The sequence below is a fragment of the Streptomyces sp. NPDC088910 genome, assembly GCF_044749865.1.
Classification (GTDB): Bacteria; Actinomycetota; Actinomycetes; order Streptomycetales; family Streptomycetaceae; genus Actinacidiphila.
Genome location: NZ_JBIVIV010000003.1, coordinates 583,091 through 596,662, shown reverse-complemented (window position 1 = coordinate 596,662; position 13,572 = coordinate 583,091). Strand labels below are relative to the sequence as shown.

Sequence of the window (13,572 nt, the reverse complement as noted above, 5' to 3'; positions counted from 1 at the left end):
GGGCCCAAGCGTAGTGGCTCAGGCACAGGGAGATAGGACGCCGAATGCGGCGAAATCTGCCGGAAACAGGTGCTGTCACTCTCGGCCACATGCGCCGGGGTCGTGCGCCGGGCTCATGCGCGGGGCCAGTGCCGTGGGTCTGTGCGCCGGTCTGCCCCCGTTGCCCCGGCCGTTCTCTCCGCCGGGGCCGCCACGGCCGTCACGGTGGGTGTTCCCCGTCACTCCCGTCACCGCGGTCACCGCGTTATTGGAGGAGCAGCCACCGGGCGCCGCCCACCAGCGAGCAGATCGCGACCGCGTAGAACAGGAGCAGCCACAGGGCCGCCGGAGTGTGCGTGAGCCGGGCGAGCTGGTCCGCGTCCGAGGTGCCGGAGCGCTCACGGCGCCGCGTACGTTGCAGCTCGGCGACCGGCCGCGCGCCGCCGACCAGAAGGAACCACACCACCAGATACGCGAACGCCGCCTGTACCTGCGCCTTGGTCAGCCAGGACACCAACAGGAAGATCGCGCCGGTGACCACCACGGTCAGCGCCCCGTACGCGTTGCGGATCATCACGAGCATGACCAGCAGCAGCGCCGTCGCGCCCCACAGCAGCGCGGTGATGTGGCCGGATGCCAGCAGCCCCGCGCCCGCAAGGCCCAGCAGCGGCGGCGCGGTGTACCCGGCGGCGGCCGTCAGCACCATGCCCACGCCGTGCGGCTTGCCGCGCGAGACGGTCAGGCCCGAGGTGTCCGAGTGCAGGCGTATGCCCTCCAGGCGCCGCCCGGTCAGCAGCGCGAGCAGCCCGTGACCGCCCTCGTGCGCGATCGTCACCGCGTTGCGCGTGACGTGCCACACCCGCCGCAGCAGTACGGCCGCCAGCGCGAGCAGCGCCGTCGCGCCGATCAGCCAGCGCGAGGGATCGGGCTGTGTCCCCGTCAGCCGGTCCCACATCTCGGTGACGCTCGCGACGTTCATGACGTGGCCAGTCCTTGCTACTAGGGGGCTGCGGAGGGGAGTGCCGGGGGCTTGCGAAAGGGCGGACCGTGGGCCGTTCGGGTCCACGGTCGTGGCAGTCTGGCACCTATGTGCGGTCGATATGCGGCGAGCCGGAAACCAGAGGATCTCGCAGGACTCTTCGAAGTCCGTAAGTGGGACCCCACCGAGACCATCGCCCCCGATTGGAACGTCGCGCCGACGAAGGACGTCTACGCGGTGCTTGACCGTCCCGTGCGCGACTCCGGTTCCCCGGAACCGGTCAGACAGTTGCGCGTGCTGCGCTGGGGCCTGGTCCCGTCGTGGGCCAAGTCGCCGGAAGGAGCGGCCAAGCTGATCAACGCGCGGGCCGAGACGGTGCACGAGAAGCCGTCCTTCCGCCGCGCGCTCACCGCCCGGCGCTGCCTGATACCCGCCGACGGCTATTACGAGTGGGTGACGGCGCCCGAGGAGCGCGCGCTGGAGGAGCAGGGCAGGAAGAAGCGGTCCCGCAAACAGCCGTATTTCGTGACGCCCGCCGACGGCTCGGTGATGGCGATGGCCGGGCTGTACGAGTTCTGGCGCGACCGGACGCTGCCCGACGACCACCCGATGGCCTGGTGGGCCACCTGCACGGTGATCACCACGGCGGCCGAGACCGACACCCTGGCCGGATACGCGGGCGAGGGTCCGCGCTCGCTCACCGACATCCACCCCCGGATGCCGCTGATGATGACCCCCGACCGCTGGAACGCCTGGCTCGACCCGGCCACCACCGACCCCGACACGCTCGGCGCCCTGCTCGCCCCGCCGCCCGGCGGCCTGATGCGCGCCTATCCGGTCGGCACCGGTGTGAGCAGTGTGAAGAACAACGGACCGGAGCTGCTGACGGAGCTGGAGGCACCCGAGGAGGAGACGCTGTTCTGATGACAGCACGCGCAGCACACACAGCGTCCCCGTCCCCCGAGCGGTCGGTGGAAACGGTCGGCACCCCCGCGGGCGAGGCCCGCGTCACCTGGCACCGCGCCCGCGCCGCCCGCGCGGTCCTCGCGCTCGGCCACGGCGCGGGCGGCGGCATCGAGGCCCGCGACCTGGCCGCGCTCGCGGCGGCGCTGCCCGCGCACGGCGTGACCGTGGCACTGGTCGAGCAGCCCTGGCGGGTGGCGGGCAAGAAGCTGGCGCCCGCGCCCAAGACGCTGGACACCGGGTGGACGGCGGTGTGGCCCGCGCTGGCGGAGCCGGGGCTGCCGGTGGTCGCGGGCGGACGCAGCGCCGGCGCCCGGGTGGCCTGCCGTACGGCGAAGGAGCTGGGCGCCGCGGCCGTCCTCGCGCTGTCCTTCCCGCTGCACCCGCCGGGGAAGCCGGAGAAGTCCCGCGCGGCCGAGCTGGACCTGGGCGCCGCGGCCGGGCCGCTGCTGATCGTGCAGGGCGGCAACGACACCTTCGGGCGGCCCGCGGAGTTCCCCGCCGGGTACGAACCGGTCGAGGTGCCGTACGGCGATCACTCGTTCGCCGTACCCAAGCGCGCGGAGTTGACGCAGGACGCGGCGCTGGCCGTGCTGACCGGGGCCGTCAGCGACTGGCTGGCCGGGCTCGGACATGCATCCGCTCGCCCTGGCGGCCGAAAAGACTGAGCACCTCGACGGTCTCGTGCCCCGCGGGCCCGAACCAGTGCGGCAGCCGGGTGTCGAACTCGGCTGCCTCGCCCGCCCGCAGCTCCAGATCCTTGTCGGCGAGCAGCAGCCGCAGCCGCCCGGAGAGTACGTAGATCCACTCGTAGCCCTCGTGGGTGCGCTGCTCACAGGGCTTGTTCGGCTCGATGATCATCTTGTACGCCTGGAGCGCGCCCGGGTGCCGGGTCAGCGGCAGCACCGTCATGTGGTCCATCTTGCGCGGCACCGTGCGCACCCGCGGGTCGCCGACCTCGGGCGCGCCCACCAGTTCGTCCAGCGGCATCTGGTGCGCGCGGGCCAGCGGCAGCAGCAGTTCGAGGGTGGCGCGCCGCTGCCCCGACTCCAGCCGCGACAAGGTGCTCACCGAGATCCCGGTCGCCTCCGCCAGCGCGGCCAGCGTCACCCCGCGCTCCAGCCGCGCCGCCCGCAACCGCGGCCCGACCTCGGCCAGAGTGCGCTCGACGCCGTCGTCCGTGCCCTTGGGTGCTTTCTCCGCCATGCGTCGATTTTGCCATACCAGCAAGCACGTTTGCCGTACGACCCCGGCGCGGACTGCGGACGACCGCCGTGCGACTTCCGCGCGATCCGCCCGCGCGCCCCCTGTGCCACCGGGAATGAGCCGCGCGATACCGGTGTTGTGCGAATCGGCAGAACGATTCGATCCCGCATTGACGAAGCAATCCGTGAGATCTGTGAGAGAGGCAGCCGCATGGTTTCAGCCGCTTGCCGGTCCCGCGCAGAGGCCGCACAGGCCACCGCGCGACCGGACGCAGCCGCGCCCTACCTGAACTGGGCCGAATGGCCGGTCAAGGACGACGGCAAGGGCGCATCCGGCACGTCGATCTCCAGCGGGATATCCTCCGGAACAGGCGTGGCCGCTTTTGGGCGCGCTGACGTTTCTGAGGAGGTGGGTGCGGTCACCGGCACCGACGACAGCACGGCGGAAAACGCGAGTGCGTCCGGTGAGGCAGCACAGGAGAGCAGCGCGGAGCGCACCGAGCGCTTCGAGCGGGACGCCCTTGGCTTCCTCGACCAGATGTACTCGGCCGCGCTGCGGATGACCCGCAATCCGGCCGACGCGGAAGACCTCGTCCAGGAGACGTACGCGAAGGCGTACGCCTCCTTCCACCAGTTCCGTGAGGGCACCAACCTCAAGGCGTGGCTCTACCGCATTCTCACCAACAGCTTCATCAACTCCTACCGCAAGAAGCAGCGCGAACCGCTGCGCAGCGGCTCGGAGGAGATCGAGGACTGGCAGCTCGCACGAGCCGAATCCCATATGTCGACCGGCCTGCGCTCCGCGGAGTCCCAGGCGCTCGACCACCTGCCCGACTCCGACGTGAAGGCGGCGTTGCAGACGATCCCCGAGGAGTTCCGCATCGCGGTCTACCTCGCGGACGTCGAGGGCTTTGCCTACAAGGAGATCGCGGACATCATGGGAACACCCATCGGCACAGTGATGTCCCGGCTGCACCGCGGGCGTCGCCAGTTGCGTGAGCTGCTGGAGGACTATGCGCGGGACCGCGGTCTTGTACCCGCGGGCGCGGCGGATGAGAAGGGCGCGGATTCATGAGTTGCGGCGACGCACATGAGACGGACTGCTCGGAGGTGCTCGGCCACCTCTACGAGTACCTCGACAACGAGATGCCCGATGAGAGCTGCGCCAAGTTCAAGGAGCACTTCGACGAGTGCCACCCGTGCCTGGAGAAGTACGGCCTCGAACAGGCCGTCAAGAAGCTCGTCAAGCGGTGCTGCGGCTCCGACGACGTGCCGACCGACCTCCGTTCGAAGGTCATGATGCGGATCGAGCTGATCCGCTCCGGTGAGGTCGCCCCGGTCCCGGACCAGGCGCCCGACATCCTCGCCACCCCGACCGAGGCCGAGGCCCGCTAGCTCCTGTCTCCACCGCCGGGCGCGCCAGGGCTTCCCCGCCGCCGTCGGCCACCGCCGGGACACTCCCCGGTACCCCTTCGTCCCGGCTCGTACCCCGTTGCGCTTGTGGACGGGGTTCGGGCGTTCGGACGAGGGCGCATACGCCTCACGTCACCCGTGCGGGTGAGCGTCGGGTCCCACGGACGGCCCAACCCCGGCAAACGCCTCTTCCACGACGGGCGCGGCCCTATCCTCCTGACTCTCAACGGGCCGGGAGCGAATCGGGCCGCGCCCGCCGCGCGTTCGCGCACGTTCGCGTACGGAGGAGGCCGCCTCTCGTGTCCGCCATGCCGACACCCGCACGGGTCACCGTGGCCGCCGTGTGCGCCGCCGGGACGCTGTGCGCCGCGCCCGCCCTGCGACCCGCCACCGCGTGGGGGACCGTCGCCGTACTCGCCGCCCTGTACGCGCTGTGCGAGCCCGGCGTGCTCCCCGACCGCGCCGCGGGCCGCCACCCGCCCGCCGCCGTCGGCCCGTTCCTGCCCGTCCTGCTGGCCGCCGCCCTGCTGCTGCCCCCGGCCGCCGCCGCGCTGGTGGCCGTCCCCGGCTCGCTCGCGGGCCGCGTGGAACAGGAGCCGCGCCGCGTACGGCGGCTGTGGCGCGCCGCCCACCTGGCCGTCGCCGTCTGGGCCGCCGCGCTCGCCGCCCGGCTGCTCGACGGCCCCCGCGCGCTGGCCGCCGCCGACCTGCCGTACGCGCTGCTGCCCGCGACCGCCGCCGCGCTCGTCCTCTGCGTCACCGCCACCGCGCTCACCGGCGCCGTCCTGGTCACCGCCGAGGGCCGCACACCGCGCGCGGCCTGGGGCGCCCCGCTGCTCGGCGGCCTCGCCCCGCACCTGACCTACGGCCTCGTCGCCCTCATGACCGCCGTCCTGTGGCAGGCCCGCTACGGCGCCTTCGCCGCGGTGCTCGTACCGCTGCCGATGTACGCGGCCTGCTGGGGATTCGCCCGCGCCCGCCGGGAACGCGACGCCCACCGGGCGACCGTGCGCGCGCTCGTCCAGGCCGTCGAGATCAAGGACCACTACACGCGCGGGCACAGTGAACGCGTGGGCCGCGCCTCGGTGTTCATCGCCCGCGAGCTGGGCATGCCCGAACCCCGCGTCGACGCCCTGCGGTTCGCCGGAATCCTGCACGACATCGGCAAACTCGGCGTCCCCACCCGCCTGTTGCGCAAGAACGGGCCGCTGACCCCGGCCGAGCGGCGGGTGGTCGAGCTGCACCCGGAGTACGGGCACGAGATGGTCCGCGGCATCGCCTTCCTCGGCGAGGCGCGGGACGCGATCCTGCACCACCACGAACGCCTCGATGGCAGCGGCTACCCGCACGGGCTCGCGGGCGACCAGATCCCGGAATTCGCCCGCGTGGTCGCCGTCGCGGACGCCTTCGACGCCATGACGTCCACCCGCTCCTACCGGCGCGCCCGGCCGGTTCGCGCCGCGCTCGACGAACTCCACGCCTGCGCCGGTACGCACTTCGACCCGGCGATGGTCGCCGCCCTGACGCGTGCGCTGGCGCACCACTCCTGGCCGGTGGCCGCCTCGGGGCCGGTCGGCGCCACCACCGCCGGGCGGGGCCCGCTGCTTCTTCCGGCCGCCGTCTCCGCGCCGGTGCCGCGATGAGGGCCCGGCTCGTCCGGGGCGTGTACGGCGCCGCCCTCACCCTGACGGCCGCGGCCGTCGCCCGCACCGCCCTCACCGGCCTCTCCGCGCCCGGCACCGCCCTCGCCTTCGCCGCCGTCATCGCCGTGGGCGTCACCTTCCGCCTTCCCGCCCCCCTCGCCCCTCTCGCCTTCGGCGTCGACCGCGACACCGCGCCTCTCGCCACCGCGACGGCTCTCGCCTACGCCCTCCTGGCGCCGGGCCGCCACGGCCTCGCCCAAACCGTGGCCGTCTCCGCCCTCGCGGCCGCCGTCCCGCTGACCCTGAGCCGCCCCCGCCCCCGCCACGCAGCCGCCCCCGCCCCGCCCCCCTCACCCAGGTGGGCACCTCGTAGGGGCGTGGGGCTGCGTCTGATGTGCGGCTGCCGCCGCGTGGGCGCGGCCGGCCGCGATGGGGCTGTGCCCTCCAGGGGTGCGGCGGGTGAGGGCACTTTGCGCAGGTGGCTGCCACGTAGGGGCGCGGGGAACTGCGCGCTCAGCCACGACGCTCCCGCAGGTCACCACCCGCCCCGGCGGGGCAGTTCGGTGGTCTCCGGACCACCGGCCGGTGGGGGCGGGCCGCGCAGTTCCCCGCGCCCCTTCGGGGCGGACCCTCCTGGGCAGGCGCGCCCGCGCGGCGGCAGCCGCACATCAGATGCAGCCCCGCGCCCCTACGGGGCGGACCCTCCTGGGCAGGCGCGCCCGCGCGGCGGCAGCCGCACATCAGACGCAGCCCCGCGCCCCTTCGGGGCGGACCCTCATGGGCAGGCGGACCCTCCTGGGGAGGCGGGACCTTCTGGGGAGGGGCGCCCGGGTTCGGGGCGGCATGGGGGGCCGGGGGCCAAGGGGGACGGTGAGGTGCGGCGGGTCGCGGCAGCGACCTTCGCCGGGGTGTGCGCCCAACCCTTCGCGGGAGGCGAAGGCCCCGCGTACGCCGCCGCACTCCTGGCGGTCCTCGGCCTGACGGCGCTGTGCGACGCGGCGCTGGCTGCGGCCCTGGGCGCGGCCAGGACCGGCCACCCGTACGCCCCGGCGCTCCGCGACGAGGTGCGGGCACTGGCGGGAATGGCCAGCGCGGTGTGCGCGGGCGGTGTGGTGATGGCGCTGGCGGTCGCGACGGCCGGGCTGTGGGCGCTGCCGATGGCCGCGGCGCCACTGCTGCTGGCGCAGATGTCGCTGCGGGGCCAGGCGGCGGTGCGGGCCACGTACCGGCAGACGATCGGGTCGCTGGCGCGGGCCACCGAGGTGGCCGGGTACACACCGGAGGGGCACGCGCGGCGGGTGAGCGAGCTGGCGACGGCGGTCGGCAGGGAGCTGGGCCTGCCCGCCCGCCATCTGATGCTGCTGGAGTACGCGGCGCTGATGCACGACATCGGCCAGCTCTCGCTGGTCGACCCGGTGCCGCGCGGGGCGACGGAGCCGCTGGACGGCGAGCGGCAGCGCGCCATCGCCGCGCTCGGCGGCGAGGTGGTGCGGCAGACCGGCGCCCCGGCCGAGGTGGCGCTGATCGTGGAGCGGCAGGCGCACCCGTACCGGGAACAGCCGTTGGCGGGCCGGATCGTCCGGGCCGTCAACGCCTACGAGGACCTGACGGGGGAGCCGGGCGCGGCCCTCGGCCACCGGCTCGCGGCGGTCGAGCGGCTGCGGTTGGCGACCGCACGTGAGTACGATCCGCAGGTGGTGGCGGCACTCACCAGGGTGCTCGCACGGCGCCCCACCTGGGCATGGTTGGATGCCCACGGGAGTGGCAAGGGTGTCGAGTGAGGAAGCGCGCTCACCGGGGAGCCGCGGACCGCACGGACCGGGTCGCCGGCCCCGGGGGACGGGGGCGACGGCCGGGCTGAGACAACGGCCAAAATGTGCAAGGTTGGAGTCGTACGGGGGGACGCGATCGTAGTGGTGCGGGAAGGCGACGTCCTGGCAGTGATCGGCTGAGCGGGCAGGCGGGTAACGACGTTGAACATCTTCGGAAGAGTGCGGCACCGGCCGTCGCCCACGTGGCGGCAGGCCACTGACCGGGCGTTCTCGCTGATCGGCGACGGCCGTTACGAGGACGCCGGAGCGCTGCTGACCCGAGCCGCCGATCTGGAGCCGTGGCTGTCGGAGTCCTGGTACAACCTCGCGCTGCTGCACAAGTTCCGGCACGACTGGGCGCAGGCCCGGATCGCCGGGCTGCGCGCGGTGGCGCTGCTCGACCGCCCGGTCGGCTCCCCCGACTGGTGGAACCTGGGCATCGCCGCCACCGCCGTGCAGGACTGGCCGCTGGCCCGCCGCGCCTGGCAGGCGTACGGCCTGCGGATGCCCGCGGGCACCGCGAGTCACAACGGCGAGGAGTCGGTACGGCTGCCGCTGGGCAGCGCCGCCGTACGGCTGTCGCCCGAGGGCGAGGCCGAGGTCGTGTGGGGCCGCAGGCTCGACCCGGCGCGGGTCGAGGTGCTCTCCATCCCGCTGCCGTCGTCCGGGCGCCGCTGGGGCGAGGTCGTGCTGCACGACGGCGTCCCGCACGGCGAGCGCGCCACCGCCGACACCGCGGGCGGCGCGGTCTACCCCGTCTTCGACGAGATCGAGCTGTGGGCGCCGTCCCCGGTGCCGACCTGGCTGGTGCTCCTCGAAGCGGACACGGCCGCCGACCGCGACGCGCTGGAGCGGCTGGCGGCGGAGGCCGGATACGCGGCCGAGGACTGGTCGTCGTCCGTCCGGCTGCTGTGCCGCACCTGTTCGGAGAGCCGGATGCCCACCGACGACGGCTCGATGGCCACGCGCGACCCGCACGACCACGGTGAGCCCGGTCACCCCGGCCACCTCAGCCACCACAGCGCGGGTGTGCGCTGGTCGCCGGAGCGCGAGTGCGGGATCGCCGCCCCCGCGTCCCTGGTCCGCGGCCTGCTCGACGGCTGGGTCGCCGACAGCCCGGACACCCGGGACTGGCGGGACCTCGAAGAGGTCTGCTGAACCGCACGCCCTGAACCCCGTGCCCCGAACGGCGAGGTGCGACGAACCACGAGGTGTGGGGAACACCGTCGTGCGCGGGCCCGTACCCTAGGGGGGTTCGTTTACGGGTTCGCGGAAGGCGTACGGCGCAGATGTCCCAGCAGCACACCGAGCACGGCCACGGTCACCAGCACCACCACGGGCATGACCACGACCACGCGCACAGCCACGACGCGGCCACCGAAGGCTTCCTCGACGACGTGACCGACGCGCAGGCGCGCGAACTGGCGTACCGCGAGCGCGGCACCGTCCGCCCGATCACCGTGGTCGGCAACCCGGTGCTGCACCGCGAGTGCAAGGACGTCACGTCCTTCGACGACGACCTGGACGCGCTGATCGCCGACATGTTCGCCAGCCAGCGCGCCGCCGAGGGCGTGGGCCTGGCCGCCAACCAGATCGGCGTCGACCTCAAGGTCTTCGTCTACGACTGCCCGGACGACGACGACAACCGGCACGTCGGCGTCGTCTGCAACCCCGTACTGGACGAACTGCCCGCCGACCGGCGCCGCCTGGACGACTCCAACGAGGGCTGCCTGTCCGTCCCCGGCGCCTACATGGAACTGGCCCGCCCCGACTACGCGGTGGTGCGCGGCCAGAACGCCAAGGGCGAGCCGATCGTCGTCCACGGCAGCGGCTACTTCGCCCGCTGCCTCCAGCACGAGACCGACCACCTCTACGGCCGCCTCTACATCGACCGTCTCTCCAAGCGCGACCGCAAAGACGTCATGAAGCAAATGGCCGAGGCCACCCCGAAGTTCGAAACGGTCCCCAACGACTGACCCGCCCCGCGCGCCCACCAGACGGGAAAGGGGCGGCGGAAGGCTCATCGCCTTCCGCCGCCCCTTTCGCCGGTGACCGTTCCAACCCGGGGTCTAGAAGTCCTCGTCCAGGGCGAAGCTGCCCTCCACCGCGACCTGGTAGGCGGACGGGCGGCGCTCGAAGAAGTTCGTCAGCTCCTGGACGCCCTGCAACTCCATGAAGGAGAAGGGGTTCTCCGAGCCGTAGACCGGGGGGAAGCCGAGGCGGGCGAGGCGCTGGTCGGCGACGCACTCCAGGTAGGCGCGCATGGACTCGGTGTTCATGCCGGGCAGGCCGTCGCCGCACAGGTCGCGGCCGAACTGGAGCTCGGCCTCGACGGCTTCGCGCAGCATGTCGGTGACCTGCTGCCGCAACTGCTCGTCGAAGAGGTCCGGCTCCTCCTTGCGGACGGTGTCGACCACGTCGAAGGCGAAGCTCATGTGCATGGTCTCGTCGCGGAACACCCAGTTGGTGCCGGTCGCGAGCCCGTGCAGCAGGCCGCGCGAGCGGAACCAGTAGACGTACGCGAAGGCGCCGTAGAAGAACAGGCCCTCGATGCACGCGGCGAAGCAGATCAGGTTGAGCAGGAAGCGGCGGCGGTCGGCCTTGGACTCCAGGCGGTCGATCTTCTCGACCGAGTCCATCCAGCGGAAGCAGAACTGCGCCTTCTCGCGGATCGAGGGGATCTCCTCGACCGCGTCGAAGGCCGCCGCGCGGTCCTCGGGATCGGGCAGGTAGGTGTCGAGCAGCGTCAGATAGAACTGGACGTGCACGGCCTCCTCGAAGAGCTGGCGGGACAGGTACAGCCGCGCCTCGGGGGAGTTGATGTGCTTGTAGAGCGTGAGCACCAGGTTGTTGGAGACGATCGAGTCACCGGTCGCGAAGAACGCGACCAGGCGGCCGATCATGTGCTGCTCGGCGGGGCTGAGCTTGGCGAGGTCGGACACGTCGGAGTGGAGGTCGACCTCCTCCACGGTCCAGGTGTTCTTGATCGCGTCGCGGTAGCGCTCGTAGAAGTCCGGGTAGCGCATCGGACGCAGGGTCAGCTCGAAGCCCGGGTCGAGCAGATTCTTGTCGGTGGACGTCATTACTGGCAGGCCTCGCAGGACTCGGGGTTCTCAAGGGAGCAGGCGATCGCGTCGGCGTCGGCGATCACCGGTACGGGGACGGGGGTGGCGGCCGTCTGCTGCTGGGCGCGGGCCGCGCGGGCGATCCGGGTCGCGGGCCGGGACCGCAGGTAGTACGTCGTCTTCAGGCCCTGCTTCCAGGCGTACGCGTACATCGAGCTGAGCTTGCCGATGGTGGGCGTCTCCAGGAACAGGTTCAGCGACTGGCTCTGGTCGAGGAACGGCGTACGCGCCGCCGCCATGTCGATCAGGCCGCGCTGCGGGATCTCCCACGCCGTGCGGTACAGCTCACGGATCTCGGCCGGAATCCAACTGAATCCGTTCACCGAGCCGTTGGCCTCGCGCAGCGCCTCGCGGGACTGCGCGTCCCACACGCCGAGCCGCTTGAGGTCGGCGACCAGGTACGAGTTGACCTGGAGGAACTCACCCGACAGCGTCTCGCGCTTGAAGAGGTTGGAGACCTGCGGCTCGATGCACTCGTAGACACCGGCGATGGACGCGATGGTCGCGGTCGGCGCGATGGCCAGCAGCAGCGAATTGCGCATGCCGGTGGCCGCGATCCGGGCGCGCAGCGCCGTCCAGCGCTCCGGCCAGTTCAGCTCGGTCGCGTAGTGGTCGGGGTGCAGCACACCGCGGGCGGTACGGGTCTTGTCCCAGGCGGGCAGCGGGCCCTGCCGCTCGGCGAGGTCGCAGGACGCCTCGTACGCGGCGAGCATGATCCGCTCGGCGATCCGGGTGGACAGCTCGCGCGCCGCGGCCGAGTCGAAGGGCAGCCGCAGCTTGAAGAAGACGTCCTGAAGACCCATCACGCCCAGGCCCACCGGGCGCCACTTGGCGTTGGAGCGGCCCGCCTGCTCGGTCGGGTAGAAGTTGATGTCCACGACCCGGTCGAGGAAGGTCACCGCGGTCCTGACGGTCTCGTCGAGCCGCTCCCAGTCCATCTCGCCGCCCGCGCCGCCCCCCGGGGTGGCGAAGGCGCCCAGGTTCACCGAACCCAGGTTGCACACCGCGGTCTCGCCGTCGTCGGTGACCTCAAGGATCTCGGTGCACAGATTCGAGGAGTGCACGGTACGGCCGGGCTCCGCCGTCTGGTTGGCCGTACGGTTCGAGGCGTCCTTGAAGGTGATCCAGCCGTTGCCGGTCTGCGCGAGGGTCCGCATCATCCGGCCGTACAGCTCGCGCGCCGGGATCGTGCGCTGTGCCAGGCCCTTGGCCTCGGCCCTGCGGTACGCGGCGTCGAAGTCGTCGCCCCACAGGTCGACCAGCTCCGGCACGTCGGACGGCGAGAACAGCGACCAGTCGGCGTCGGTCTCCACGCGGCGCATGAACTCGTCCGGGATCCAGTGCGCCAGGTTCAGATTGTGGGTGCGGCGCGCGTCCTCACCGGTGTTGTCGCGCAGTTCGAGGAACTCCTCGATGTCGGAGTGCCAGGTCTCCAGGTAGACCGCCGCGGCGCCCTTGCGACGGCCGCCCTGGTTGACCGCGGCCACCGACGCGTCCAGCGTCTTCAGGAACGGCACGATGCCGTTGGAGTGGCCGTTGGTGCCGCGGATCAGCGAACCGCGCGAGCGGATCCGGGAGTAGGACAGGCCGATCCCGCCCGCGTGCTTCGACAGCCGCGCCACCTGGTGGTAGCGGTCGTAGATCGAGTCCAGCTCGTCCAGCGGCGAGTCCAGCAGGTAGCAGGAGGACATCTGCGGGTGCCGGGTGCCGGAGTTGAACAGGGTGGGGGAGCTGGGCAGGTAGTCCAGCGCGCTCATCAGCCGGTAGAGCGAGGCGACTTCCTCGGCGGCGCGCACCGAGTCGTCCTCGGCGAGACCGCAGGCCACGCGGAGCATGAAGTGCTGCGGGGTCTCGATCACCTGACGGGTGATGGGGTGCCGCAGCAGGTAGCGGCTGTGCAGGGTGCGCAGGCCGAAGTAGCCGAAGCGGTCGTCCGCGCCGGCGGCCAGCGCCTCGTCCACCAGCGCGTCGAGCCGGGGCTTGTGCAGGGCCACGAAGGCGGCCGTGCGGTCGGCGATCAGGCCCTCGCGGTGCCCGACCGAGACGGACGCGGAGAACGACACCGCGCCCTGGCCCGCGGCCTCTTCGGCGATGGTCGAGGTCAGCAGCCGGGCGGCCAGCCGCGAGTACGCCGGGTCCTCGGAGATCAGCCCGGCCGCCGCCTCGGTGGCCAGGCTGTGCATCTCGGCCGCGTCGGAGGCGGCGTTACGGCCGCGCAGCGCGGCGGCGGCGACCCGGCCGGGGTCGGTGTCGGTCAGGTCGGCGGTGAGCCGCACCAGCGTACGCAGCAGGTCCGCGCCCGGGCCCTCGTCGGGACCGGCGGGAGGTCCGGGGAGAGGTCCGGAGGGGGGAGCCGAGGGAATCCGGGGGGCGACGGTGCGGAGTTCGGCTGAAGCGGGGTCTGCGGGCGCGATGGTCACGGTGGTGCTCTCTCCCTCGAACGCGGCGACGGCC

At 72.7% G+C, this 13,572-nt stretch carries 11 protein-coding genes and 1 pseudogene; 8 read left to right on the top strand and 4 right to left on the bottom strand.

Going from position 1 to position 13,572, the window contains the following annotated elements; genetic code table 11:
- Positions 1 to 244 precede the first annotated feature (244 nt).
- Positions 245 to 958, bottom strand: a complete 714-nt coding sequence (locus ACIP4Z_RS10860; protein ID WP_355347350.1) for a M50 family metallopeptidase — start codon at positions 956 to 958, stop codon at positions 245 to 247.
- Between the two features lie 108 nt (positions 959 to 1,066).
- On the opposite strand from ACIP4Z_RS10860, the gene ACIP4Z_RS10855 reads away from it, so the two are divergent.
- Positions 1,067 to 1,882 (top strand): SOS response-associated peptidase, encoded by an 816-nt coding sequence (locus ACIP4Z_RS10855; RefSeq protein WP_401306498.1) that lies wholly within the window; start codon positions 1,067 to 1,069, stop codon positions 1,880 to 1,882.
- The gene (locus ACIP4Z_RS10850; protein ID WP_401306495.1) at positions 1,882 to 2,589 is read left to right on the top strand and encodes an alpha/beta family hydrolase; all 708 of its coding nucleotides are present in this window, start codon (positions 1,882 to 1,884) and stop codon (positions 2,587 to 2,589) included. The genes ACIP4Z_RS10855 and ACIP4Z_RS10850 overlap by 1 nt, the downstream gene beginning before the upstream one ends.
- Here ACIP4Z_RS10850 and ACIP4Z_RS10845 read toward each other — a convergent pair.
- The gene (locus ACIP4Z_RS10845; RefSeq protein ID WP_355347341.1) at positions 2,528 to 3,127 is read right to left on the bottom strand and encodes an XRE family transcriptional regulator; all 600 of its coding nucleotides are present in this window, start codon (positions 3,125 to 3,127) and stop codon (positions 2,528 to 2,530) included. The genes ACIP4Z_RS10850 and ACIP4Z_RS10845 overlap by 62 nt on opposite strands.
- 408 nt (positions 3,128 to 3,535) lie before the next feature.
- Here ACIP4Z_RS10845 and ACIP4Z_RS10840 point away from each other — a divergent pair, with 408 nt between their 5' ends.
- The 6 genes and pseudogenes from ACIP4Z_RS10840 to def all read left to right on the top strand — a co-directional run bounded on the left by ACIP4Z_RS10840 (position 3,536) and on the right by def (position 9,969).
- Entirely contained in the window at positions 3,536 to 4,201 is a 666-nt protein-coding gene (locus ACIP4Z_RS10840) for a sigma-70 family RNA polymerase sigma factor (protein WP_391044361.1), read from the top strand.
- Positions 4,198 to 4,521: a mycothiol system anti-sigma-R factor gene (gene rsrA, locus ACIP4Z_RS10835; RefSeq protein WP_355347335.1), complete on the top strand. Its 324-nt coding sequence runs from the start codon at positions 4,198 to 4,200 to the stop codon at positions 4,519 to 4,521. The genes ACIP4Z_RS10840 and rsrA overlap by 4 nt, the downstream gene beginning before the upstream one ends.
- Positions 4,522 to 4,838: 317 nt before the next feature.
- Positions 4,839 to 6,182, top strand: a complete 1,344-nt coding sequence (locus ACIP4Z_RS10830; protein WP_401306491.1) for an HD-GYP domain-containing protein — start codon at positions 4,839 to 4,841, stop codon at positions 6,180 to 6,182.
- A gap of 848 nt (positions 6,183 to 7,030) precedes the next feature.
- Positions 7,031 to 7,963 (top strand): annotated as a pseudogene (locus tag ACIP4Z_RS10825) (HD-GYP domain-containing protein); the annotation flags it as partial.
- A 192-nt stretch (positions 7,964 to 8,155) separates the two neighbouring features.
- The gene (locus tag ACIP4Z_RS10820; RefSeq protein WP_188283420.1) at positions 8,156 to 9,151 is read left to right on the top strand and encodes a hypothetical protein; all 996 of its coding nucleotides are present in this window, start codon (positions 8,156 to 8,158) and stop codon (positions 9,149 to 9,151) included.
- Positions 9,152 to 9,282: 131 nt separating this feature from the next.
- Complete coding sequence (gene def, locus ACIP4Z_RS10815; protein WP_355347329.1) at positions 9,283 to 9,969, top strand: peptide deformylase; 687 nt, start codon at positions 9,283 to 9,285, stop codon at positions 9,967 to 9,969.
- A gap of 93 nt (positions 9,970 to 10,062) precedes the next feature.
- Here def and ACIP4Z_RS10810 read toward each other — a convergent pair whose 3' ends face one another.
- Together ACIP4Z_RS10810 and ACIP4Z_RS10805 are read right to left on the bottom strand one after the other, a co-directional pair.
- Positions 10,063 to 11,076: a ribonucleotide-diphosphate reductase subunit beta gene (locus ACIP4Z_RS10810; RefSeq protein WP_355347326.1), complete on the bottom strand. Its 1,014-nt coding sequence runs from the start codon at positions 11,074 to 11,076 to the stop codon at positions 10,063 to 10,065.
- Entirely contained in the window at positions 11,076 to 13,481 is a 2,406-nt protein-coding gene (locus ACIP4Z_RS10805; RefSeq protein ID WP_391044805.1) for a ribonucleoside-diphosphate reductase subunit alpha, read from the bottom strand. The genes ACIP4Z_RS10810 and ACIP4Z_RS10805 overlap by 1 nt, the downstream gene beginning before the upstream one ends.
- Between the last annotated feature and the right edge of the window lie 91 nt (positions 13,482 to 13,572).